Origin of the sequence: Rhodococcus sp. DN22, from assembly GCF_036669995.1 — a bacterium.
Lineage (GTDB): Bacteria > Actinomycetota > Actinomycetes > Mycobacteriales > Mycobacteriaceae > Rhodococcus_F > Rhodococcus_F erythropolis.
Map to the genome: position 1 here is coordinate 802,766 of NZ_CP133326.1, position 22,941 is coordinate 825,706.

Here is a 22,941-nt window from a genome sequence, read left to right on the forward strand (position 1 = left end):
GGGTCCGACATGGACCCCGCCTCTAGTGTGATTCTTAAGTTGTTCTGCGAAGCGCAGTGTGCGCCTTGGTGATTCGGGCTCAGTGCCCGGCTTCTGCAACGTCGGGCGACTTGTCCGACTCGTTGCGCTCGAGCTGCGGGCCTGCGTCGACCGGTACGTCGACGGTGACCGAGCCGGCCTTCTCGAACTTGAAGGTGATCGGGACGGTCAAGCCGGGGCGAACGCCTGCCTTGATGTCCTGCAGAACGACGAGAGTGAGCGCAGCGGGTGCGTCGTCGTTCTCTTCGTTGTTCTTGATCTGGGTCTCTGCCTCGGTCGCGGCACCTTCGCCTGCGGGCAACTGGCCGGCCTGCAGCGACGTCTGCGGCTTGATCGTCAAGCCACCTACCTCTTCACCCGCGATGACGCGTGCTGCGTAATCGGTGGTGATGCTGACGAGCTTGTCCGTGGTCTCGGCGCTGTCGTTCACGACGGTGAACGCGAGCACGGCGTTGCCGCCCGGCTCGATGCTGTATTCCTCGGACGAGGGGTAGGCGATGTGCACGTTGCGCAGTGCGATCTCACCGAGGTCGGCGCTGTTGCCGTTCACGGCGGCCTGCTGGACGGCGGTCTGGCTCACCTGTCCGGAACCGCAAGCGGACAGCGCGATGGCTGCGCCTGCAGCCAGTGCAATGGCGGTAGCGACTCGACGAGTCGGCTTACGGATAGCAGTCACGATTTGTCCTCCACGGCGTCAGGTTCGCACTCCACTAGGCAGAGTAGTAGATAAGGTCCCGCGGGCTGGCCGTCGGGTCGCCACAACGGTTGTCTGCGTGGGCTTTCAGTCGGTTATGCAGGGGTGCTCCAGACCAGTTGAATGCACGTACAACAAGCCCTGTCAACCCCTACGCTCGAGCAAGGATGCCCCTGACCTGCACAGTTGATGAGTGGTCGGTTCTTTCACGTGTTAAACTAGTGGAATCGAAAGGGGCACGGGACACATGATTTTCAAGGTCGGAGACACCGTCGTATACCCCCATCACGGTGCGGCGCTGATCGAAGCTATCGAAACCCGCACCATCAAGGGTGAGCAGAAGGAGTACCTGGTTCTGAAGGTCGCTCAAGGCGATCTCACAGTACGGGTTCCTGCAGACAACGCAGAGTACGTCGGAGTTCGTGACGTGGTTGGCCAAGAAGGCCTCGACAAGGTTTTCCAGGTTCTGCGAGCACCGCACACCGAGGAGCCCACCAACTGGTCTCGTCGATACAAGGCAAATCTCGAGAAGCTTGCCTCAGGTGACGTGAACAAGGTTGCGGAAGTTGTTCGTGACCTGTGGCGTCGTGAGCAGGACCGCGGGCTTTCCGCTGGTGAGAAGCGCATGCTCGCCAAGGCTCGTCAGATTCTCGTCGGAGAGCTCGCGCTCGCCGAGGGCACTGACACCGAGAAGGCAGAGACCATTCTCGACGAGGTCCTCGCGGCCGCGTCCTGACTGCAACACAACAAAGCTGACAGTGGCAGTAGTAGCCCTGGTACCTGCCGCAGGTCGGGGAGTGCGATTGGGCGAGAAATTGCCCAAGGCATTTGTCGAACTCGGTGGGTGCACCATGCTTGCACGCGCGGTCGATGGACTCCGGAAATCCGGAGCGATCGACCGCGTTGTTGTCATTGTGCCGCCTGAACTGGTCGAATCCGTCGTAGCCGACCTCGGTCGTGCATCGGACGTCGACGTCGTCGGTGGTGGTGCCGAAAGAACGGATTCGGTTCGAGCCGGTCTCAGTGCTGCCGGCGACGCAGATTTTGTACTCGTGCACGACGCCGCGCGGGCATTGACGCCGCCGGCGTTGATCGCGCGCGTCGTCGACGCTCTCCGAGCCGGCAGCTCCGCTGTCATCCCGGTACTCCCGGTTACCGACACGATCAAGTCGGTCGACGTACTCGGCGTAGTCACCGGAACGCCTCTGCGTTCGGAGTTGCGTGCGGTTCAAACTCCTCAAGGCTTCTCCACCGACGTCCTGCGCAGTGCGTACGACGCCGGTGACGTCGCCGCGACCGACGACGCCGCTCTGGTGGAGCGTCTCGGTGTTTCGGTGCAGACGATTCCCGGCGACGCTCTCGCCTTCAAGATCACCACTCCGCTCGACCTCGTCCTTGCACGGGCGCTCCTGATCTCGGAGACAGAGTTGAGCGCGGACTCACAGGACGGAAAATAGATGCGCGTCGGTCTCGGCACGGATGTTCATCCCATCGAGGTCGGCCGACCTTGCTGGATGGCCGGGTTGCTGTTCGAGGAAGCAGACGGGTGCTCGGGGCATTCGGACGGCGACGTCGCCGTCCACGCGCTCTGTGACGCGTTGCTCTCCGCCGCAGGTCTTGGCGACCTCGGTTCGGTTTTCGGCACCGGCAGGCCCGAATGGGACGGCGTGAGCGGCGCTCGAATGCTTGCCGAGGTTCGTCGACTGCTCGAAGAGAACCAGTTCACCGTCGGCAACGCCGCGGTGCAGGTCATCGGCAACCGACCGAAGATCGGGCCGCGACGCGGCGAGGCACAGAAGGTGCTCTCGGACATTCTCGGCGCGCCTGTTTCGGTGTCCGCGACCACCACGGACGGCCTCGGCTTGACCGGCCGCGGCGAGGGGATCGCCGCCATGGCCACCGCGTTGGTCATGACAACCGAACACGACAGGTAAGATCGCTGGTCGTGACCCTGCGCCTATACGACACCGGTACGCGGGCCCTTCGGGATTTTGTTCCGTTGGCCCCCGGACATGCATCGGTGTACCTGTGTGGGGCGACAGTTCAGGGCGATCCTCACATCGGACACGTTCGTAGCGGCGTCGCTTTCGACGTGCTGCGACGCTGGCTGTTGGCGCACGGCAACGACGTTGCCTTCGTGCGCAACGTGACGGACATCGACGACAAGATTCTCAACAAGGCCGCCGGCGCCGGTCGACCTTGGTGGGAGTGGGCGGCGACGTTCGAGCGGTCGTTCACGTGGGCCTACGACCAACTGGGTGTGCTGCCGCCGTCCATCGAGCCGCGGGCCACCGGTCACGTGACGCAGATGGTCGAGATGATGGAACGCCTGATCGAGAACGGCCACGCGTACGCGGCGGGCGGCGACGTCTACTTCGACGTGCAGAGCTACCCCGAGTACGGCGCACTGTCCGGCCACAAACTCGACGACGTTCATCAGGGCGAGAGTGCGGCCGAGGGCAAGCGCGATCCTCGCGACTTCACCCTCTGGAAGGCCGTCAAGCCCGGTGAGCCCTCGTGGCCGACACCGTGGGGACCTGGCCGTCCGGGCTGGCACCTCGAGTGCTCGGCCATGGCGGAGTTCTACCTCGGGGCCGCATTCGACATCCATTGTGGTGGACGCGATCTCGTCTTCCCACACCACGAGAACGAAATTGCGCAGGCCAAGTGCGCCGGCGACGATTTCGCTCAGTACTGGTTGCACAACGGCTGGGTCACGATGAGTGGCGAGAAGATGTCCAAATCGTTGGGCAACGTTCTCTCTGTGCCGAACGTGCTCAAGAAGGTTCGTCCGCAAGAACTTCGGTACTACCTCGGTAGTGCGCACTACCGTTCCAATCTCGAGTACTCGGACGAGGCGTTGGACGAAAGCGCGAAGTCCTACCAGGGGCTCGAGTCGTTCGTCCTGCGCACACACAAGCGTGCGGGTGGCGTCGAACTCGGTACGTGGACCGAAGGTTTCGCGGCGGCTCTCGACAACGACTTGTCGGTGCCGATCGCGTTGGCCGAGATTCACGGCAAGGCGAGCGAGGGTAATTCCGCGCTCGCTGCCGGTGATCTCGACGCGGCTCGGGTGGCTGCCGGTCAGGTGCGGGCCATGCTCGCGATCCTGGGCGTCGACCCACTCGACGAGCATTGGACGCAGTCCGGTGGCGACACCGAGACGGCAATGGAAGCTTTGGACGTGTTGGTGCGGGCCGATCTCGATCGTCGGCAGCAGGCACGTACGGAAAAGAACTGGGCGGTGGCGGACGAGGTCCGCGATCGCCTCATCAAGGCGGGTATCGAAGTAACCGATACTCCCGACGGACCCGAATGGTCCCTTAAGGCAGGGCAGTAACAATGGCTGGAAACTCGAGCAGGCGCGGCGCAGTCCGTAAGGGCGGCACCAAGAAGGGCCAGGTTGCCGGTTCCGGCGGTAAGCACCGTCGCGGTCTCGAAGGGCGTGGCGCTACGCCGCCCGCCGAGGCACGCACCAAGCATCCCGCGGCAAAGCGTGCAGCGCGCGCCGCACGTGCCGACGAGAAGCAGGGCCGCGGTGGCCGTCCGGGTCCGGGCCGCAAGGTTCTCGACGGTCCCGAGACCGTGCTCGGTCGCAACCCGGTGGTGGAGTGCCTGCGCGCGGGTGTTCCGGCGACGGCGCTGTGGGTGGCTGTCGGCACCGAGAGCGACGATCGACTGAAGGAATCCGTTCAGCTCGCTGCGGATGCCGGCATCTCGATCCTCGAGGTCCCCCGCACCGATCTGGATCGCCTCAGCGCCAACGGTCTTCACCAGGGCATCGCCCTGCAGGTTCCGCCGTACCGCTACGCGCACCCGGACGATCTTCTCTCGGAGGCACGCAAGCATGCCGAGCCGCCGCTGCTCGTCGCGCTGGACAACATCACCGATCCCCGCAACCTGGGTGCCGTCGTGCGCTCGGTCGCAGCTTTCGGTGGACACGGCGTCGTGATTCCGGAGCGTCGTAGCGCGAGCGTGAGTGCTGTCGCTTGGCGTACCAGCGCCGGCGCTGCCGCTCGTTTGCCGATTGCTCGGGCAACCAACCTCACCCGCACGCTCAAGGACTGGGCATCGAAGGGTGTTCAGGTCGTCGGTCTCGACGCCGAGGGCGACACCACTCTCGACGATTTCGACGGCAGCGGTCCCGTTGTGATCGTGGTCGGTTCCGAGGGCAAGGGCCTTTCGCGCCTCGTCCGCGAGAACTGCGACGCGATCTTGTCGATTCCGATGGCCGGTCCGGTCGAGTCGCTCAACGCCTCGGTTGCCGCCGGAGTCGTCCTGGCGGACATCGCCCGCAGGCGTCGTAGCAGCTGAGTTGTAACGGCTTTCGGGTGAGTCTGGCGGGGTTCTAGCTCCGTACCGACCAGGCTTCCCACAGTGCAGCGTAGGAACCGTCCGCGCCGATCAGTTCGTCATGTGTTCCGCTCTCGACTACGCGGCCACCGCTCATGACGAGTATGCGATCGGCGCGGACTGCTTGGCTCAGCCGGTGTGCGATCACCACGGCGGTCCTGCCGGTGACTGCGAGCTCGGCTGCCTGATCGAGTAGACCGGCTGCGGTGGTTCCGGCTTCGGCAGTCGCCTCGTCGAGGATGACGACGGGAGGATCGAGCAGAGCCAGTCGGACGAGGGCTATGTGCTGTGCCTGCGCCGCCGTCAACTGGTACCCACCGGCCCCGACCCTGGTCTCGAGTCCGTCCGGAAGTTCATGAATCCATTGAGCTTTCATCGTGTCGACGGCTTCGGCGATCTTCGCATCGTCCGAATCTGGTGCACACAACCGGAGATCGTCGGCGATCGTCCCGACGAACACGTGAACTTCCTGGCTGACGAGGACGACGTCGTGCCGAAGTTCGGCATCACTCAGGTCGTCAATCAGTGTGCCGTCGACGGTGATTCGCCCGTCCCCGACGGGAATGATGCCGGCAATCAGTTTGGCGAGCGTGGTCTTTCCGGCGCCGCTGCTTCCGACGACGGCGATTCGTTCCCCCGGTGCGATCGAGATCGAGATCGAATCGATCACCGGGGTGGAGTTGTCGTACGAGTAGGAAACCCGGTCCACCTCGACGCCGATGGGTTCGGACCGAGCCGAGGCAGGAATGCTCGTGGGCCGCCCGGGCATCGCGGTGACTCCGATCAGGCGAGCCAGGCTGGCACCCGCATCCTGCAATTCGTCGATGTTCGAGAGAAATACCGCGATGGGGCTGAACAGACTGTGGAAGTAGAGGGCGGCGGCGGTAGCGGCCCCGATGGACACCGAGCCTGTGGTCACGAGCCAGTAGCCGACGCTCAGGACGGCGGCCAGTCCGAGCAGTTCGGCGCCGTTGAGTTGGGCGAAGAAGTTGGTGCGCAGGCGAACTGCCTGCATGTCGAAGCTGATGGCATGCTCGGAGGTCTCGGCGATTCGGCCGATATGCTCGTCTGTTCGCCGCAGGGCAGTGACAGTGCCTGCACCACCCAGAGTTTCGATGAGCTGTTGTCCCCGCCTGGCCTGCGCAGCGCGAGAGCGTCGGTAGACGGGTCCGGAGCGTCGGAGGAAATGACGAAGAGCGAAATAGTGAATCGGCGCAACGGCAACGATTGCCACGGTGAAGCGCCAATCGATCACTCCCACACCGACAAGCGTCAGTGAAATCATGAACAGGGCAGACACGGTGGCGGGTAGTACTCGCGCGATGACGGTGTTTACCGCTTCGACGTCGCCCGAGACCCGGGAAATCAGATCACCGGTTCCGGCATCCTCGACCAGTGACGACGGCTGCGCGAGGGTGGCGGCGAACACGTCCTCACGAAGATCGGCCAGCACGTTCTGCGCGACATTCGCCAGAAGCTGTGTGCTCCACCAGGTCAGCGCAACCCCTGCTGCCGCTGCGCCGAGCATGAACGCGGTGATACGCAGGAGTGAGGCAAACGGTTTGCCCTCCGTGACCGCATCGACCATGAGTCCGAGCAGTGCCGGGGTGGACAGGCCGCAGGCCGTAGCAGAGAGAAGCACGACGGTCGTGAGTGCGAGCGCTCGCTTGCGTGGCCGAAGCAGTGCGATCAATGCGCGGACGGTCTGCTTGGTCGACGCGATCGGCAGGGCAGATACAACCGGAACAGCAGATGCATCCGGAAGGGTATCGGTCACAGCGACTCTCCCTCCCGAACGCCGTGGTCGATCGTGACGACACGGTCACACGAATGGAGCAGGGTCGGGCTCGAGGTGATCACCAGAATGGCCTTGTCGGGGAAGTTTCTCAGGGAGTGTGCAATTCGATGCTCGGTGACAGAGTCCACGGAAGTGGTGGGTTCGTGGAGGACCAGGATCGGCTGGGGTTGATGGAGAGCGCGGGCGAGGAGAAGGCGTTGGCGTTGACCTCCGGAGAGTTTCTTTCCTTGCTCGCCTACCTCGGAGAGGTGGCCGTCAGGCAGATGCGTCAACACGTCGTCGAGCGCAGATGACGTCATTGCCGACGAGTCGACGTTCGGTGCAGCCAGATTGTCGAAGACGGTGCCGGTGAACACGGTTCCTTCATGGGCGGAGACGAACACCTGATCACGAACTCCGTCCGGGCCGAGGTCGGTTGCATCGGTGCCGAATACGAAGTAAGAGTCGGGGGCGAGCGGGGTCTGATAGGCGAATTGTCGTGCCAGTCGGTCGGCGGAATCGTCAGCGCGCACACCCACCACTTCTCCGCGGCGAGCTGAGACGACGGCTCCGTTGTCCGCCGAAATCAATAGGGCGTCTTCAGTTCTGGCAGGTTCGGTCGCGGCCGTGGGGGCCAGCGATTCGATCAGGTGTGGCTCGGCCAACAGTTCGGACAGTCTGCGCGCGGAACCTCGCTTGGCAGCGAGTTCGGCACCGAAGAACCCCAGCGTTTCCATCGGACCGGCAATCACTCTGCTCAAGCCGACAACGGTGACGAAATTGCCCACGGTGATCGTGCCTTGATGCGCCATCCACGCGGCTCCAAGCGCAACCGAAGCCAGCACCAACGCGGAGACCCCGGAATTGAGCGCGGTCAGGCTGGACATTGCTCTGACCGTCCGGATCGCTGCCTTCATCGACTCCCGGCTCGCGTTGACGTATCGCGACAGGGCGGTGGGTTCAGCCCCGAAACCCTTCAGTACCCGCAGTCCCAGCGTGAAATCCGTTGCAAGCATGCCTGCCTCGGCTGCCTTCTTCTGCTCTGCATACACGCGCTCGTCCAACGGACCGCTGATCTTGTGGATGAATATGAGCTGCGCAGCGGTGATGAGTACGACGATCAGTGCGAGCGGCCACGAGACGAAGGCAAGCGAAATCACTGCCGCGGCGAGCCCCGCAAATGCCGAGCCCTGTTCGGCGACAACCCAGGAGAAGCCCGAGACGTGTGAGGCATCCGAGGTAGAGATGGTGAGAACTTCACCGGTCGAACGCTGAGCTTTCATCCCCCTGGCATCGAGTATTCGTCTGGCAGCATTCAGTCGTAGGTCGTGTTCGCCGTAGACGAAGACCTGCGTGTTCAGGCGAACTGCGATGCGCCACGACAGAGCGAGTCCCACGAACAGAGCACACAGCACCGCAAGCCACACGAGAAGTGCTGTGCTGTCGGACTTTCCGATTGCCCGGTCGACGACGGTGCCGATCAGCACCGGGATGAGGGCTTGAGCTACCTGATACGACGCCTGCCCGGTGACGGCTGCAACCAGTCGCGGGCCGCGTCCGGAGGAGAATGATCCGACTCGGATCATCTCCATCGGACCGGAACGAGTTTCGGGCAGCGCTGACACTCGTGAAACTCCTCGCCCAGATCTGAACACTCGTTGTGCAGTTCTACGGTAGAGCCGGTACGAGTGCGGAAAGTGCTCGCAGATGCCAAGGGCTACGCGGCAACGGACAGATGGAGTATCGACACCCCATTACCGGGATCGGGTCTCGATATACCTGGCTGGTCGAAACAAAGTACGTTTGCGAAGAGAGCTGACAGAAGATGAAGAGCACTACCCGAATAGTGGCTGCGTTGGCCGCGATTGCCCTGCTCGCAGGCTGCCAGAGCAGCACCGAGTCAACAGCGTCGGAGGGCACGACGCAGTTGGCCGAGGCCGGCGCGCTGCCAGTCACCGTTGATCACGCGTACGGGTCGACCACCATCGAGACCGAACCTCAGCGGATCGTGACGATCGGCTGGAACAGCCAGGATTCGGTCCTCGCACTGGGCAAGACACCCGTCGCCATGGAGTCGTTCAGTGGGGCAGGCTTGGAGAACGGCATCCTGCCGTGGGACGAAGAATTGTTGGGCGATGTCGAACCCACGTTGCTCGACAGCACGTCCGGTGTGCCGTTCGAGCAGATCCTGGCGTTGGAGCCGGACGTGATCATCGCAGTGGTCTCGGGAATCACCGAAGACGACTACGCACGTCTTTCTCAGATCGCACCCACGATTCCGTTCAAGGAGACCGCATGGGCGACTACGTGGCAAGAGCAGATGTCGACCATCGGTTCAGTACTCGGACAACCGAAGCGGGCGGCTGAGCTGATCGAGGAAACTGACGATTCCATAGCCGACCTGGCTGCTGGGTCCCCGAATCTGAACGGGAAAACCTTGACCTTCCTGTCGGGAAACATCGACGGCCTCACCAATTACTGCGCCGACGACGGCAGAGTCATCCTGATGTCCCAGCTCGGACTGAAGCAGTCGGCCGGAAGCGCAGAGCTGTGCGGGGACACCCAGGGGTCGGTGACTGCATCGCGCGAACAGTACAACGAACTGGACGCGGACGTGATCGTGCTCAACGACGCGAGTGGTCAGGGGCTCCCCGGATTGATGGGGGACAAGTTGTTTGCCGACCTGCCTGCAGTCAAGGACGGCAGGCTGATTCAGCAGCTCGGTCTGGCACGAGTCATGGCACTGGCTTCGCCCACGTCGCTGAGCGTCAAATATGCCTTCGCCGAACTGGTCTCGAAGATGAACGGCTTCTGACCAGTTAGGCTGACAATTCGCACGCGTCCGAGTAATAGTTCTTCGGTGTTCGTCCGGTGACCTTGCGGAACACGCTGGTGAAGGCGCTGGGGGTTTCGTATCCGACGCGACGGCTAACCGTCGAAACAGGAACGCCCGCAGCGAGATAGGACATCGCGGCGCGGACGCGGACTTGAATCCTCCACTCGGTGAAGGACATCCCCGTTCCCTGAGAGAACACGCGGCTCAGGGTACGGGTGCTTCCTCCGACCACATAGGCCCAATCGGCAAGCCCGCGTTGATCGGCGGGGTCGGCGATCAAGCGGCGTGCAACGGCGAGGGCCCGCGGATCGGCGGGCATCGGCACTGCGACATCAGCCGCCTCGATGGGCGCGAGCGTGTCGAAGACTACGGATTCCGCCCGCAAGCGAGCCTCGGTAGGCATGTTTCGCTGGTGCAGATGGATGAGCATCGTCTTGACCACGTCGTCGATGCCGATGATCGCGGGTTTTGTCCACGGGTGGGGGAACGACTCGGGCCGGAAATAGGTGAAGCGAGCCTCGGTGGATGCGCCGAGCGTGATGCGACGTGGAGTTCCAGCCGGAATCCACATACCGACCGTCGGTGGGATCTGCCAACGAACGTCGTCGATGTACGCGCTCATCTCGCCGGAAGCGCCCCACAGGAGTTCGTGCTCGGGATGGCGGATCTCACGCCACGCGCGCTTCTGATCGCGCCCGATGGTGGACGTCGTCATGGCGAAGGGGAGCGGAACGTACCGGCCTGCCGGCACAGCCCAGTACGGAAATCCTGTGGAACTCATCGGTGGATCATACCGCGAATGACTTAGGTAATGCTTTCCTATTTGGTTCTTCGACGCAGGGCACGAGGGAGTGCGGTCGCGACAAAAGACCGAGGGTGGCACCGAGTCCGAAGACTCGATGCCACCCTCGATCACATTCCCCGACGGAGTGTTTACAGGTGGAGCAGGTGAATCAGCTGCCGTTGGCCAGGACACCGCTGATGATGTCGGAGATGAAGCCGGCCGGGTTGTCGAGGATGGAGGAGCCGGCCGAACCGGTTCCGCCCTCGCCGTCAGAAGAGCCGAAGCCCAGATCTGCCGAGCCCGATGCGGCAGCCTCACCGGGGTTCTTGGCGCGGATCTTGGCGTAGACATCGCCGATGTTCTGATCACTGCCCCACAGCGAGATGCCAATGGAACTGGGGAGCTCGACGTAAGTTCCCGGCTGTGCGTTGGTCGGAACCAGGTAGCTCACTTCGAAAGTGACTGTCTTGCTGCCGGTGATCGAGACATTCCAACCCGCATCGGGAATTGTGACGGTGCGCGCCGCATTGTCGACGGTGGGGGAGACCTTCTCGGTTTTCTGAGTCAGTCCGAGAAAGTGCCATGAATCGATCGAGGCGCTGTCCTTGATGTAGGTGTATCCGGCCGGGAAACGGTCGACGAACTTGTTGACGAAGAAGTCCGGATGGCCGTTGGCCGAAACCGTGGTGCGGACGGTCAATTTTCCGCCGGGCGCCACTTCTCCGTCGCCTACGACGCTCTTGGTGATCGTGACTTGGTTCGAAGTCACGGTGTTGGTCTTCGGGTGCGCGGCATCTGCGTGCGCAGCTCCGGTGCCGATGAGAAGTCCGCTGGTTGCAAGCGCAGCGATTGCTACTCCGGTGAGTGTTTTGCGCATTGAGAAACGTGACATGAAATTCTCCGTTCGAGGGGTTCACGCTGACGGCGATGGGGATGACTCTTCAAAGGTTGCGCCGTGGTAACCATTGAAACCTATCGGACGCTTGCCTATGTGTCAGTTCGGCAGAATTTACGGAAAAGTCCGAATTGAGAGGACTTTTTCGACCTTGATTGCCTGTTGTTAACTGATTGGCGACCAAGTCGGCGAAAAGCTGGGCGAATGTCCAGGTCGACTGTATCGTACTTCGAGAGTCGGGTTGCAACAAGTTTCAGTAATCAACGAATTCGGTTGTCCTGGAACCTCACAGAGTGGAGATTGTTCGTGGCAAAGTTTGGATCCAGGAATCGTAGACTGTCCACCGTTGGAGCTGGTTTGGGGGTGATCGCTCTCGCTGTGGGTGCAAGCGCGCTGGGTGCGGGAGTCGCGACTGCCGAGACGGCAACTTCTGGTGCCTACACATTTACTCGCACCGTGGACAATGCGTCCCCGAAGGTCGGTGACACGATCACCTACACGACAGTGTCGACTAAGAGCGGGCTCGAAGGGTATGTCAACCGGCTGACCGAGATTCATGCCGGCTGTCTCGAGTTCGTGCCGGGCTCGGCAAAGATTTCGAAACTCATGGGTGGCCTCCCAGGTTTGGGAGGTGTCATGAAGGAAACTGTGGAAACCCCGAATGCCTCCCAGTCGACCGCAACCACGAAGGTCTTCACCAGTAACGGTTGGTACAACAACAGCAAGAACCCGATAACGATGAAGACCAGCTATGTCGTGAAGTGTGATCCGGGTACCTATGGCAGTGGGTTGACTGTCGGCGCGACGCTCTTGGGTGGTGGGGCCGGAACCAGCGCCAGCTTCCCGGAAATGGGGCCCGCCATCGTGGTGCAGGCAACGGATCCGACCGGCCCAGGTACTGATCCTGGTACAGATCCCGGAACCAACCCCGGCACGAACCCTGGCACGAACCCCGGAACCGGTGGCGGAACCGGATCGCTCGGCTCGTTGAGTGGTGGCCTCGGTTCCCTCAGTGGACTGTTCGGCTCGAGTTAGCCGAGAATTGTGAAACGGCGGGCCGAGACTGTCGTAGTCTCGGCCCGCCGCGGTTGCTCGGTGATCAAGCGCTCAAATCATGAGGTGCTCAGCCGAATTCGATCGAGGTGTTGATTTCCTCCACCTGGTTGGAGGTCTGCATGTTCGTCGTGTCGGTGAACTGATTCGCAAAGCTGACCAGGTAGACCGGCGAGTTGTCGTCGGCTTGGTAAGCGACGACTGTCATGACGGCGTAGAGCGGAACGTCCAGGTTTGGGGCGGTCCAGGTTCCGGAGAGGCGGAACCCCTGCTGTCCGTCGACGTCGATCTCGGTGTACTTCACCTCGGTCCATCCGTCGAGGGTGGCGATCGTTTCACGCGCAGCGGCAAGAACCTCGTCTTTTGTTGCGGTGCCTTGGTTTTCGACCGTCACGGTGGTGTTCGGCATGAAACCGCTGGGTTCCTGGCTGTTGCTGGACAACGCATCCGTAACGCCGGCAGGGATGTTCTCGCCGTGAGTCCAGCTCGGCGGGAGGCTGACGCTGATGCTCGGCGCTTCGGGGTCGTCGCCGGTTTCGATCGTCGTCCGCTCACCGATGAACGGTGTTCCGTCCCTCAAGGTCGGCGTCGCGGCAGCGGCAGACGACGAGGATGCAGAACTTTCGGAAGCAGTGGTCTCACTGGTGCTGGTATCACTGGAGACAGCGTCGCCGCTTTCCGAACTGCTGCATCCGGACAGGACGAGTGCAGCAGTGATCAGTGACGCTATTCCGAGAGCAAGTGTGCTGCTCTTAGGGCTCATAGTGTGAAAGTCCTTCAGGTTCTGGCGACGGCCGAGCGCCGCCGGCAGCATTGCTGGCGCGGCTGAGACTATCAGCGCTAGGACGGCCTGGTAGTGGCCTTCAAGGTAATGGTGCTGCCGGGCCGCAGCTGTGCCAGCGACGCAATCCCAGCGTCGGAAACGACGGCGATGACCGGGTATCCGCCAGTCACGGGATGGTCTGCCAGAAACACGACGGGCTGGCCGCCTGGCGGCACTTGGATGGATCCCATCACGACGCCTTCGCTCGGCAATTCCTCGGTGCGTGAGCGATGTAAAGGCCCTTGGCCCTGCAACCGGACCCCGACTCGGTTGGTGTGTTCGGTGACTTTCCACGCGGTGTGAAGGAGCGCGTGAACGGATGCGGCGGTGAACCAGGAATTTCGGGGGCCGAGCGTGATCTCGATCGGAACTGCGCCGAGTGCAGGTGCGGGCGGTGGAATCAACTCTTCGGTGGGCCACGTCCCTTCCTCTGCCCCGAGGAGGAGTAGATCGCCGGCGGCGAGCGGCGGCGGCCCGAGTCCGGAGAGTGTGTCGGTGGATCTGCTGCCGAGTACCTGTGGGACGTCGACGCCACCGCGTGCAGAGATATACGTTCTCAACCCGGTTGTGCTGTAACCCAATTCGATAATACTGCCACCGCCCAGGTGGATGCTCGCGTAGTCAGGTGCCGGCCGTCCGTCGACGGCCAGCGGCACCCGCGCGCCTGTCACTGCCACCGTCATCGAACCGACGGCCCGCATAGCAAAACCCCCAGTGGTGACTTCGATGGTTGCTGCTCGAAAAGTGTTGCCTACGAGTCTGTTCGCGCTGTCGTGCGAGATCATGTCGACAGCGCCGGATCTGCCGACCCCGAGAGCGCCGTAGCCTCTCCGCCCGCGGTCCTGAACTGTGGCGAGCGGGCCGGTACGCACTACCTCGAGCCAGGCCATGAATCCATTGTCCCGCAACAACGCGGTGAAGACACCAAAATCATGCTTGCACCGAAATCATGCACGGACAAAGGTGACTGTGGTGCCGGGTAGAAGCAGCGCCGGCGGGCGGCGCTCGGCATCCCACACCGACAGTTCCGTCGTTCCGATCAACTGCCAGCCGCCCGGGGAGCTACGCGGGTAGACGCCCGAGAACGGTCCGGCCAACCCGACTGCACCGGCCGGGACCTGCCTGCGCGGGTCCGATCGACGTGGAACTTCGAGCTTTCTCTCGTTGCTGGTCAGATACGCGAAGCCGGGGGCGAAACCGATGAACGCGACGGTCCACGACGCAGACGTGTGAGCCTCGATGACACCGTCGACCCCGAGTCCGGTCAGCTTGCCCACTTCGACGAGATCGTCGCCGTCGTAGCGGACCGGAATCGCGACAGCAGGCCCGCTCTCATCTGCTGTGAGTTCGATGGGTACGGCCCCACGTACCCATTTCTCCACGAGTTTGTGCCCGGTTATCGTGTTGTCGTACTCGATCAGGATGGTTCGCGGCGCGGGAATCAGATCGATCACTCCGGGGATCCGACTGGCGTCGAGAGCCCTGAAGTTGCCCAGCACGCTCGGCAGTTCGTCGTATTCGACGAGGACTGCGGATTCACCGGCGGGCAGGATCGTGATCATGTGAACGGCGTGATCTCGACGTCGGAGGATTCGAGGAGATCGCGGATCGCTGCGGCCATGTCGACGGCTGCCGGACTGTCACCGTGTACGCACACCGACTCCGCGGAGATCTTGAGGGTGCTCCCGTCGACCGCATCCAACTCGCCGTCGACGACCATTCGCCGAACCCGTTCTGCAACCAGTGCCGGGTCGTGCAGAACTGCGCCCGACTCGGTGCGGGGGACCAAGGTGCCTTCTGCCGTGTACGCGCGATCGGCAAAAGCCTCGGCGACCACGTCGAGACCGGCTTCGCGCGCCTCTTCCAGAAACACCGAACCAGGTAGTCCGAGAACAGGTAGCGAACTGTCGTAGGCAACGACGGCGGCGACCACAGCCCGCGCCTGCCGTCGGTGATGGACTATTGCGTTGTAAAGCGCGCCGTGGGGTTTGACGTACGTGACCCGCGATCCGGCGACACGAGCCAAACCGTCGAGTGCCCCTATTTGATAAATGACGTCGGCGGTGAGGTCTTTCGGGGACATGTCGATGAAGCGTCGGCCGAAACCGGCGAGGTCTCGGTAACCCACCTGCGCGCCGATCCGCACGCCGCGGGTGGCGGCTGATTCGCAAGTCGCCAACAGCGTTGTCGGGTCGCCTGCATGGAATCCGCAGGCGATGTTCGCGCTGGTGACAAGTTCGAGCATGGCGTCGTCGTCGCCCAGGGTCCAGGCGCCGAAGCCCTCGCCGAGGTCGCTGTTCAGATCAACGCTGTAGCCCATACCTCGATTCTAGGTAGGTATGGGCTCTCGGTGTTCAGGCGTGCGCCGGAATCCGTCCCGCATTCTTGCGACGTGCGGATCCGAAGAGTCGGCATATCAGGTAGATCACGAACGAGACCGAGGTGACGAAACTCGAGACGGGAACGCCGGGTGCCAGCGAGAGAAGGATGCCGCCGACGGCTGCCAGTTCGGCGAACACGACGGAGAGAATTGTCGCCTTGAGTGGGCTTGCCGTGACGTACGCGGCGGCCGCTGCGGGGGTGATCAGCAGCGACATCACCAGCAGCGCACCGACGATCTGTACGCCGAGTGCTGCGGTGATGCCGACCAACACTGCGAACACGATCGACAGTGCCCGAACCGGAACACCGCGAGCTGCAGCAACTTCGGGGTCGGTGCTTGCGAACAGCAAAGGGCGGTAGATGAATCCGAGTGTGCCGATCACGATGACCGCGCACAGCAGCAGAAGTTCGAGACCGCTGTTTCCCGGCGCCACGATCTGTCCGACCAACAGTGAGAAGCTGGTTCCCGTGCGACCGTCGTACGCCCAGAGGAACAACACCGACAGGCCGAGACCGAAAGCCATGATCACGCCGATCACCGAATCTCGGTCGCGCGCTTTGGCTCCGAGCAGCCCGAACAGCACTGCCGCGACCACGGATCCGACGATGGCGCCGAAGCCGACGCCCACACCGACGAGAAGTGCGGCGGATGCGCCCGTCAGTGACAGCTCACTCGTTCCGTGCACCGAGAACGACATCTGACGGCTCACGATCAGCGGCCCGATAATGCCTGCCAACAATCCGAGGATGGCACCGGCAATCAACGCCTGTTGGACGAAGTCGTACTGCAGTAGGTCGACGGTGGCGGACACGTCGAACATCCGCGACATCGCGTCGGTGAACTTGTTACTCACTGGTGGTGATCCTCATCAGAATGGTGAACGCCTTCTCCCGGGCGTAGTCCGCCTGCGCTGCCGAGCGCGTCGATGGCGTCTCCGGTGCCGATCACGACGAGGCGGCCACGAACCTGCAACACTTCGACGTCGGTGTTGTACAGATCCGAGAGAACCTCGGACGTCATCACTTCGGCCGGCGTCCCGATCCGGAATTTGCCGTCCACCAGATAGAGCACTCGATCGACCAACGGCAGGATCGGATTGATCTCGTGCGTCACGAACAGCACTGCGGTGTCATGGCTGCGCCGACGCTTGTCGATCAGCGTCGAGACCAGGTGCTGGTTGGCGAGGTCGAGGCTGAGCAGCGGCTCGTCGCACAGCAGGATCCGCGGGTCGCCGACCAAAGCCTGTGCGATCCGCAGTCGCTGCTGCTCACCGCCGGACATGGAACCGATGGGAGCGTCGGCAAACGACTGGGCGCTGACCTGTGCGATGGCGTCGTCGACGATCTTGCGGCGACGCCCCCGGCGCAGTAGGCCCGTACCCCACTGGTGACCGTCGACGCCGAGGCCGACCAGGTCGCGGCCGCGGAGCGGGAGGCCGTCGTCGATGGATTTCTGCTGCGGGATGTACCCGACGTGTGAGTTCCCGGCCCGTGCCGGCGTGCCGACGATCTGTGCGCTACCGCCGCTGAGTTGTAGTTGGCCCAGCAGAATCTTCAGGAGCGAGGTCTTGCCCGACCCGTTCGGTCCGAGTACGGCGATGAACTCACCTGGCTGTACGTCGAGGTCGAGTCCGTCCCAGAGGGTGCGGGCACCGAAGGACAATCGAGCGTCCTTCAGCGTCACAGCGGGCACGGTGTTACCAGGAGGCACGGTGTTACCAGGGGGCACAGGAGTATTCGCGGAAGTTTCTGTCACAAGCCGATCGGTTCTTCTCGGAAATGGTGGGGTAAATAATTACTGGGCAGAGAGGGCGTTTGCGAGCGACTCCGCGGTCTGCGTCTGCCACTGAATGTAGTCCAGGCCCTCGGGGAGAGTCTCCGTAACCTCGACGACGGGCACTCCGGCGGTTTCGGCTGTGGTGCGCATGTCCTGGGTCACTTTGTCCTGCGTCTGGATGTTGTAGACCAGTGCGCGGGCCTGCTTCTCCGAGAGGAGCTGGCGCGTTGCGGCGATTGCGGCCGGTGAAGGATCGTTGCCGTCTTCGATGGCGCTGGTGAACTCTTCGGGAGTTGCGTCCTTCAGTTCAGCTGCGACCAGGAGGTAGTGCGCGATCGGCTCGGTCTGCGCCACCGGTGCGCCCGCGTGGGCAGCGGCGATGGAATCGGTGATCGCTGTGACGCCGGCGAGCTTCTGGCTGTATGCCTTCGCGTTGTCCTCGTAGGTCGCCGCGTTGTCCGGATCGAGAGCGCTCAGCTGATCGGCAACCGAATGTGCGACGGCGTCGACGGTCGGAATGTCGAACCAGACGTGTTCGTTGACTGCGCCGTGGGTGTGACCGTCATGCGATTCGCCCGCGGTTTCGCCGGCGTGGATACCACCGTCGAGCAGGTTGTAGGCGTTGACCGTCTTCTGCTCACCCTTGCCTGCGTCGAGGACGTCGGTGATGAACTGGTCGTAGCCGCCACCGTTGTAGACGACGAGTGAAGCGTCGGTGATCTTGGCGGCATCGGCTGGAGTCGCCTCGAACGAGTGCGGGTCCGCGGACGGCTCGTTGATGATCGACGTCACGGTCAGCTTGTCGCCGGCGACGGCCTGCGCGACGTCGCCCCACACGTTCGTCGATGCGACGACGGTGATGCCTTCGTCTTTCGACGAGCTGGAGCTGCACGCGGTGAGCGCGAATGCTGCGGCGACCGAGACGGCCGCGAGGGCGGTGGCGGTGCGGAATTTCGACGACGAACGCACGTGCTTTTCTCCTGAACAAAGGCTGGGCTAAATGCTATTGGAAACCGTTACCGTTACACATTAGCGCATAGTCGCTGGTAGTTCACCTTCGGTTCAGCCCCAACGCGCCGTCTGCGGGCACTACGGCTAACGTCCGTTTATGCCCCGGTCCCGTCAGCCACGCCGTCAAGCCACTTTGGCGTCGCTTGCCGCCGAGCTCAATGTGTCGAGAACTACAGTCTCGAACGCGTACAACCGACCCGATCAGCTCTCCGTCGAGCTGCGGGATCGAGTGCTCCAAGCGGCCAAGCGACGCGGATATCCCGGACCCGATCCGGTCGCCCGCTCCTTGCGAACTCGCAAAGCCGGTGCCGTCGGTCTCCTGCTCACCGAAGCACTCAGTTATTCGTTCCGCGACCCGGCCGCCATGAGCTTCCTCGCCGGTCTCTCGGAATCGTGTGAGGACGCCGGCCAGGGCTTGCTGCTCATCCCGGCCGGGCCCGGGCGCGACGAGGTGGATGCTGCGGCCGTGGTCCAGCAGGCGGGCGTCGACGGCTTTGTCGTCTACTCGGTGGCCGACGACGATCCGTATCTCGCTGCCGTGCTCGAGCGTCACATTCCGATCGTCGTGTGCGACCAGCCTCGCGAGATCCCCGGTGCGTCTCTCGTGGGCATCGACGACCGCGCTGCCATGCGCAAGGTCGCCGATTACCTCATCGGGCTGGGCCACCGTGACATCGGCGTGCTCTGCATGAGGCTGGGGCGCGACCGGATGGACGGCGTGGTCAGCCAGGAACGACTCAAGTCCCCGCACTTCCACGTCCAGCGTGAGCGCATCGAAGGAGTGCGCGACGCGATGGTGGCGTCCGACATGGACCCACTCTCACTCACGGTGATCGAGCGGTACGTCCACACATCGCAGTCCGGGCACTCGGCGGCGGCGGAAGCTCTCGCGACCAACCCGGAGATCACCGCACTGGTCTGCACCACCGACGTGCTGGCTCTCGGCGCCTTGGACTGGGCGCGCTGGCAGGGCATCGATGTACCTGGCCAACTGTCGATCACCGGATTCGACGGCGTCGACGAGGCGCTGCGCGAATCACTGACAACGGTGCGCCAGCCCCAGGAAGAGAAGGGCCGGCGCGCCGGTGCGCTCCTGATGTCGCCGTCTGGATCCGGCGTTCCGATAGTCGAGATGCTCGACACCGAACTACTGGCCGGGCGAACATCAGGTCGGATCAAGGGGTAGCGCTCACGCCAGGAGTTGGGCGCAGCGCAACAATCCCAGATGGCTGTACGCCTGGGGATGGTTGCCCAGCGAGCGTTCCGCGATGGGGTCGTACTCCTCCGCGAGTAGTCCGGTAGGACCCGCTGCCGCGACCAACTGATCGAACAGTGCCTCTGCTTGCAGGCGTTGTCCGATCAGCAGGTAGGCCTCGACGAGCCAGGCGGCGCAGAGGTGGAACCCGCCTTCGATGCCGGGCAGACCGTCGTCGTGATGGTATCGGTATACCGTTGAGCCGCTGCGTAGTTCAGCCTCGGTGGCTACGACGGTCGCTGCAAAGCGCGGATCCGTCGGATCGATCAGTCCCGACAGTCCGATGTGCAGAGTAGCGGCGTCGAGATCGGTACCGTCGTAGGCCGCGGTGTACGACTGGACGTCGTCCTTCCAGCCTTTGTGTCGTACTTCGTCGGCGATCTGGTCACGCAGTTCCGCCCACTCGGGCAGAGCCTCGCGAGAAAAGCGAGTAGCAAGATCGACGGCGCGGTCGACGGTGACCCAACCCATCACCTTGGAATAGACGTGGTGGCGCGGGTTGTCGCGAATTTCCCAGATGCCGTGGTCCGGTTCGAACCAGCGCCGCTGCACTGCTTCGACCATGGCGCACACCAGTTCCCAGTCGCGGTCACTCAAAGGATCGGGGGCACCGGCCTTTTCGCGTGCATTCGCCAGTTCGACGATCAATTCGACGATCGGGCCGAACACGTCCAGTTGAACCTGCTGATTCGCGGCGTTTCCGACGCGGACCGGCCTGGAGCCGGCGTATCCGGGAAGTGAATCGATGACGGCCTCTGGCGGTAGCGAGGTCCCGTAGAGCGTGTAGAGGGGGTGCAGGCGCTCGGGTCCCGGCAGCGTTTCGAGCACGCGGTGGACCCAGTCGAGGTAGTTCTCGGCTTCGTCGGTGGATCCGACGCTCACGAGAGCTGTTGCGGTGAGGGCGGCGTCGCGCAACCAGCAGTAGCGGTAGTCCCAGTTGCGGACTCCGCCGATCTCTTCCGGCAGGGATGTTGTGGCGGCGGCCATGATGGAACCGGAATCGGCATGAACCAGCCCGCGCAAGGTCAGCGCAGAGCGTTTCATCAAGTCCGGCTTCAGCTTCGGCAGTTCGAGCGTCTTGGCCCAATCGGACCAGTATGCCTCCGAGGTCGCTCGACGCTCGAGTTCCGGAACTTCGGAAGGGCCGAGTTCTTCTGTTCCGCAGCGCAATTCGAGTACGACGTCACCCTTGGACGGCTCGACGATGGCGTGGGCAGTCTGCTGGTTTCCGTCGGTTGCGATGTTCCACAGCACACCAGGGGAGCGGAGCACGTACGGCTCGTTGGTGCCGAGGACCCGAATGCCCTCGTCGACGACCTCGAGCGTGACCTGACCCTGGCCGAACTCGGGACGGGGTGCAAACGAGACGATCGCGTCTGCCTGACCGGAAATGATGCGGGTCAGGTCGGTTCGCCCCTGCGGGACGTCGTGGGGGAGGTAGTCGGTGACGGACAGGCTCGCCCAGCGGGTCTGAACGGTCATCGTGCTGTCGATGTACTTCTGGCTCAGCGGCAAGGCTGTTCGGCGAGGCCCGACCGAGAAGTGGCCGGCCCCGGTTCCGCCGAGAAGGTGCGCGAAGACCGCCGCTGAATCCGGTTCCGGGTGGCACAACCAGGTCAGCGTCGCATCCGGGGTCACCAAAGCGACGGTGCGAGGACTGGCGAGCATCGAGAGTCGCTCGATGGGCGGAGCGTCGGCACCGGAAAGCCACGTACGACGCTCGTCGAGCAGGAACGCCAGAGCAGCAGCGACATCCTCGGTGCTGTCGACGCGATAGTCGGCGACGGTGTCCCCGCTGCCGACCTTGATTCCGATGTCCGGCCCCTGCAGCCTGCTGAACGCCTTTTCGTCGGTCACGTCGTCCCCGATGAAGACGGCAGCGGTAGCGCCGTCCTGATGGCGGATCAAGTCGAGTGCGTGGCCCTTGTCGGTGGCGATGACCGCCAACTCGACCACCGACTTACCCTCGGTGACCTGAACACCCGGCCAGAGGGCCGATTCGGTGCGAACGGCGATGAGCGCCTTCTCGGCGTCGTCGGCGCTGGTGTTGCGTACGTGCAAGGCGACGCTGGCGGGCTTCTTCTCCACAGTTGCGCCGGGGGTATCGGCGGCAATTCGGCCTAACTCGGTGACGATCTCGTCGAGCAGTTTCCTGGCGTCGGCGTCGATCGCGTGAACGAATCCGATGTCGAACTCGGAGCCGTGGCTGCCGACCAATTGCACTTCGGCGGGAAGCCGGGACAGCGCCGCCAGATCCTTGAGGGCGCGGCCCGAGATCACGGCAGCAGTCGTCGACGCCAGGCTGGCGAGGGAGCGGAGCGCACGCACCGTTTCCGCGCGGGGATACGCCTTGTCCGGGTTGGCGACGATGGGTGCCATCGTCCCGTCGTAGTCGGAGGCTACGAGCAGACGCGGCGTGCGTGCCACGCCCGACAGCGCTCGGCGGAGTTCGATGGACAGATCTTGTGCGCTCACCTCTTCAAATCTAGGTGATGCAGCGACTCCTGGCTCGATACGTTTCTGCCAGATCAGTGCAAAAATGACAGATGCGACAAAGGATGTCTATTCGGGTTTCCGTGTTCCATCACCGAGCAGCAGTTCAACCGTCAATTCCAGTCGATTGGCGACATCGGTAGCCGAAGAACGTCGCGTGAGCCAGGCCACCAAATTGGACAGCCACACATCGGAGATCACGCGCGCGATTGCCAACTGCTCTTCGGTCGGCTCCTCTTCGGTCATCGCTCGTGCGAAGAGGCGGTCCATCAACTGGCCCACCTGATCGACCTCTGCCGCTGCGGAGGCATCGGCGAACATGAACGCGCGAGTCATGGCTTCGGTGAGGAGCGGATCGCGCTGCATCGCGCGGGTGATGAGGCTGAGGATCAGCTGCATCCGCTCGAGCGGGCTGGTTCCAGGTGGGATCTTGCCCTTGGAATCGATCTTCTCGAATTCGCGTGCCAGAGCGGACACCAGCAGGTGAACCTTGGATGGGAAGTAGCGATAGAGCGTTCCGACTGCGACGTCGGCGCGCTCGGCCACGGCGCGCATTTGAACAGCCTCGTAACCACCCTTGGACGCCAGGGCGAGGGTTGCGTCGAGAATCCGCTTGCGGCGTTCACGTTGCGCGTTGGAGCTGAGATCGTCGTCCCCGAGCGTTGCAGAAGCAACCGCGTTGGAGCGGGATCGGGATGTTGTGGTCATCGACAAATTCCTTCGCGCCTTGACTCTTGGCCAGGTGTCATATTAGAACACGTTCTAAACA

General features: G+C 63.0%; 22 protein-coding genes. 8 read left to right on the forward strand and 14 right to left on the reverse strand.

The annotated features are described in order from the left end of the window. Positions 1–79: 79 nt before the first annotated feature. Complete coding sequence (locus RA302_RS03670; RefSeq protein WP_003945942.1) at positions 80–715, reverse strand: copper chaperone PCu(A)C; 636 nt, start codon at positions 713–715, stop codon at positions 80–82. Positions 716–980: 265 nt separating this feature from the next. Between RA302_RS03670 and carD the strand changes: the two genes are divergently transcribed. The 5 genes from carD to rlmB are packed head-to-tail and all read left to right on the forward strand — an operon-like array spanning position 981 to position 5,047. Continuing rightward, complete coding sequence (gene carD, locus RA302_RS03675; RefSeq protein ID WP_003945666.1) at positions 981–1,469, forward strand: RNA polymerase-binding transcription factor CarD; 489 nt, start codon at positions 981–983, stop codon at positions 1,467–1,469. Between the two features lie 22 nt (positions 1,470–1,491). After that, entirely contained in the window at positions 1,492–2,190 is a 699-nt protein-coding gene (ispD, locus tag RA302_RS03680) for a 2-C-methyl-D-erythritol 4-phosphate cytidylyltransferase (protein ID WP_081341377.1), read from the forward strand. Next, on the forward strand, positions 2,191–2,667 hold the full coding sequence (ispF, locus tag RA302_RS03685) for a 2-C-methyl-D-erythritol 2,4-cyclodiphosphate synthase (protein ID WP_019746837.1): 477 nt from the start codon (positions 2,191–2,193) through the stop codon (positions 2,665–2,667). A gap of 11 nt (positions 2,668–2,678) precedes the next feature. Continuing rightward, positions 2,679–4,073, forward strand: coding sequence for a cysteine--tRNA ligase (gene cysS, locus RA302_RS03690; RefSeq protein WP_003945830.1), 1,395 nt, complete (start codon positions 2,679–2,681; stop codon positions 4,071–4,073). Between the two features lie 2 nt (positions 4,074–4,075). Continuing rightward, a complete protein-coding gene (gene rlmB, locus RA302_RS03695) occupies positions 4,076–5,047 on the forward strand; it encodes a 23S rRNA (guanosine(2251)-2'-O)-methyltransferase RlmB (RefSeq protein ID WP_003945749.1) in 972 nt (323 codons plus the stop codon). Between the two features lie 34 nt (positions 5,048–5,081). On the opposite strand, the gene RA302_RS03700 is transcribed toward rlmB, so the two are convergent. Beyond that, a complete protein-coding gene (locus tag RA302_RS03700) occupies positions 5,082–6,863 on the reverse strand; it encodes an ABC transporter ATP-binding protein (protein WP_166501810.1) in 1,782 nt (593 codons plus the stop codon). Further along, entirely contained in the window at positions 6,860–8,488 is a 1,629-nt protein-coding gene (locus tag RA302_RS03705; protein WP_166501811.1) for an ABC transporter ATP-binding protein, read from the reverse strand. The genes RA302_RS03700 and RA302_RS03705 overlap by 4 nt, the downstream gene beginning before the upstream one ends. A 200-nt stretch (positions 8,489–8,688) precedes the next feature. On the opposite strand from RA302_RS03705, the gene RA302_RS03710 reads away from it, so the two are divergent. Beyond that, complete coding sequence (locus tag RA302_RS03710) at positions 8,689–9,678, forward strand: iron-siderophore ABC transporter substrate-binding protein (protein ID WP_225320266.1); 990 nt, start codon at positions 8,689–8,691, stop codon at positions 9,676–9,678. A 4-nt stretch (positions 9,679–9,682) separates the two neighbouring features. Here the strand turns inward: RA302_RS03710 and RA302_RS03715 are convergent, their stop codons facing one another. After that, positions 9,683–10,480: an AraC family transcriptional regulator gene (locus RA302_RS03715; RefSeq protein ID WP_338479440.1), complete on the reverse strand. Its 798-nt coding sequence runs from the start codon at positions 10,478–10,480 to the stop codon at positions 9,683–9,685. A 172-nt stretch (positions 10,481–10,652) separates the two neighbouring features. Beyond that, a complete protein-coding gene (locus RA302_RS03720; RefSeq protein ID WP_225320267.1) occupies positions 10,653–11,375 on the reverse strand; it encodes a hypothetical protein in 723 nt (240 codons plus the stop codon). Positions 11,376–11,741: 366 nt separating this feature from the next. On the opposite strand from RA302_RS03720, the gene RA302_RS03725 reads away from it, so the two are divergent. Further along, positions 11,742–12,413: a hypothetical protein gene (locus RA302_RS03725; RefSeq protein ID WP_166501812.1), complete on the forward strand. Its 672-nt coding sequence runs from the start codon at positions 11,742–11,744 to the stop codon at positions 12,411–12,413. Positions 12,414–12,501: 88 nt separating this feature from the next. On the opposite strand, the gene RA302_RS03730 is transcribed toward RA302_RS03725, so the two are convergent. From RA302_RS03730 to RA302_RS03760, 7 genes are all read right to left on the reverse strand, one after another. Continuing rightward, positions 12,502–13,194 carry an LpqN/LpqT family lipoprotein gene (locus RA302_RS03730; RefSeq protein ID WP_020723635.1) on the reverse strand — a complete coding sequence of 231 codons (693 nt, stop codon included), beginning with the start codon at positions 13,192–13,194 and terminating at the stop codon, positions 12,502–12,504. 77 nt (positions 13,195–13,271) lie between these two features. Beyond that, positions 13,272–14,144 (reverse strand): biotin-dependent carboxyltransferase family protein, encoded by an 873-nt coding sequence (locus RA302_RS03735; protein ID WP_166501813.1) that lies wholly within the window; start codon positions 14,142–14,144, stop codon positions 13,272–13,274. 57 nt (positions 14,145–14,201) lie between these two features. After that, positions 14,202–14,816, reverse strand: a complete 615-nt coding sequence (locus RA302_RS03740) for an allophanate hydrolase subunit 1 (RefSeq protein WP_081329070.1) — start codon at positions 14,814–14,816, stop codon at positions 14,202–14,204. Beyond that, positions 14,813–15,574 (reverse strand): 5-oxoprolinase subunit PxpA, encoded by a 762-nt coding sequence (locus RA302_RS03745; protein WP_020968397.1) that lies wholly within the window; start codon positions 15,572–15,574, stop codon positions 14,813–14,815. Before RA302_RS03745 ends, RA302_RS03740 begins: the two co-directional genes overlap by 4 nt. Before the next feature lie 34 nt (positions 15,575–15,608). After that, a complete protein-coding gene (locus RA302_RS03750) occupies positions 15,609–16,490 on the reverse strand; it encodes a metal ABC transporter permease (protein WP_003945811.1) in 882 nt (293 codons plus the stop codon). Next, entirely contained in the window at positions 16,487–17,365 is an 879-nt protein-coding gene (locus RA302_RS03755; RefSeq protein ID WP_238054125.1) for a metal ABC transporter ATP-binding protein, read from the reverse strand. Before RA302_RS03755 ends, RA302_RS03750 begins: the two co-directional genes overlap by 4 nt. 66 nt (positions 17,366–17,431) lie before the next feature. Next, a complete protein-coding gene (locus tag RA302_RS03760) occupies positions 17,432–18,382 on the reverse strand; it encodes a zinc ABC transporter substrate-binding protein (protein ID WP_019746850.1) in 951 nt (316 codons plus the stop codon). Between the two features lie 139 nt (positions 18,383–18,521). Between RA302_RS03760 and RA302_RS03765 the strand changes: the two genes are divergently transcribed. Next, the gene (locus RA302_RS03765) at positions 18,522–19,610 is read left to right on the forward strand and encodes a LacI family DNA-binding transcriptional regulator (protein WP_007733995.1); all 1,089 of its coding nucleotides are present in this window, start codon (positions 18,522–18,524) and stop codon (positions 19,608–19,610) included. A 3-nt stretch (positions 19,611–19,613) separates the two neighbouring features. On the opposite strand, the gene otsB is transcribed toward RA302_RS03765, so the two are convergent. Both otsB and kstR read right to left on the reverse strand, forming a co-directional pair. Continuing rightward, positions 19,614–22,154 (reverse strand): trehalose-phosphatase, encoded by a 2,541-nt coding sequence (otsB, locus tag RA302_RS03770; RefSeq protein ID WP_019746851.1) that lies wholly within the window; start codon positions 22,152–22,154, stop codon positions 19,614–19,616. Between the two features lie 87 nt (positions 22,155–22,241). Further along, the gene (gene kstR, locus RA302_RS03775; protein WP_003945752.1) at positions 22,242–22,880 is read right to left on the reverse strand and encodes a cholesterol catabolism transcriptional regulator KstR; all 639 of its coding nucleotides are present in this window, start codon (positions 22,878–22,880) and stop codon (positions 22,242–22,244) included. Positions 22,881–22,941 lie beyond the last annotated feature (61 nt).

Coding starts and splice junctions, on each gene's coding strand:
- carD (WP_003945666.1), top strand. CDS start 981: ATGATTTTCAAGGTCGGAGACACCGTCGTATACCCCCATCACGGTGCG.
- ispF (WP_019746837.1), top strand. CDS start 2,191: ATGCGCGTCGGTCTCGGCACGGATGTTCATCCCATCGAGGTCGGCCGA.
- rlmB (WP_003945749.1), top strand. CDS start 4,076: ATGGCTGGAAACTCGAGCAGGCGCGGCGCAGTCCGTAAGGGCGGCACC.
- RA302_RS03710 (WP_225320266.1), top strand. CDS start 8,689: ATGAAGAGCACTACCCGAATAGTGGCTGCGTTGGCCGCGATTGCCCTG.
- RA302_RS03715 (WP_338479440.1), bottom strand. CDS start 10,480: ATGAGTTCCACAGGATTTCCGTACTGGGCTGTGCCGGCAGGCCGGTAC.
- RA302_RS03720 (WP_225320267.1), bottom strand. CDS start 11,375: ATGTCACGTTTCTCAATGCGCAAAACACTCACCGGAGTAGCAATCGCT.
- RA302_RS03730 (WP_020723635.1), bottom strand. CDS start 13,194: ATGAGCCCTAAGAGCAGCACACTTGCTCTCGGAATAGCGTCACTGATC.
- RA302_RS03735 (WP_166501813.1), bottom strand. CDS start 14,144: ATGGCCTGGCTCGAGGTAGTGCGTACCGGCCCGCTCGCCACAGTTCAG.
- RA302_RS03740 (WP_081329070.1), bottom strand. CDS start 14,816: ATGATCACGATCCTGCCCGCCGGTGAATCCGCAGTCCTCGTCGAATAC.
- RA302_RS03745 (WP_020968397.1), bottom strand. CDS start 15,574: ATGGGCTACAGCGTTGATCTGAACAGCGACCTCGGCGAGGGCTTCGGC.
- RA302_RS03765 (WP_007733995.1), top strand. CDS start 18,522: ATGCCCCGGTCCCGTCAGCCACGCCGTCAAGCCACTTTGGCGTCGCTT.
- kstR (WP_003945752.1), bottom strand. CDS start 22,880: ATGACCACAACATCCCGATCCCGCTCCAACGCGGTTGCTTCTGCAACG.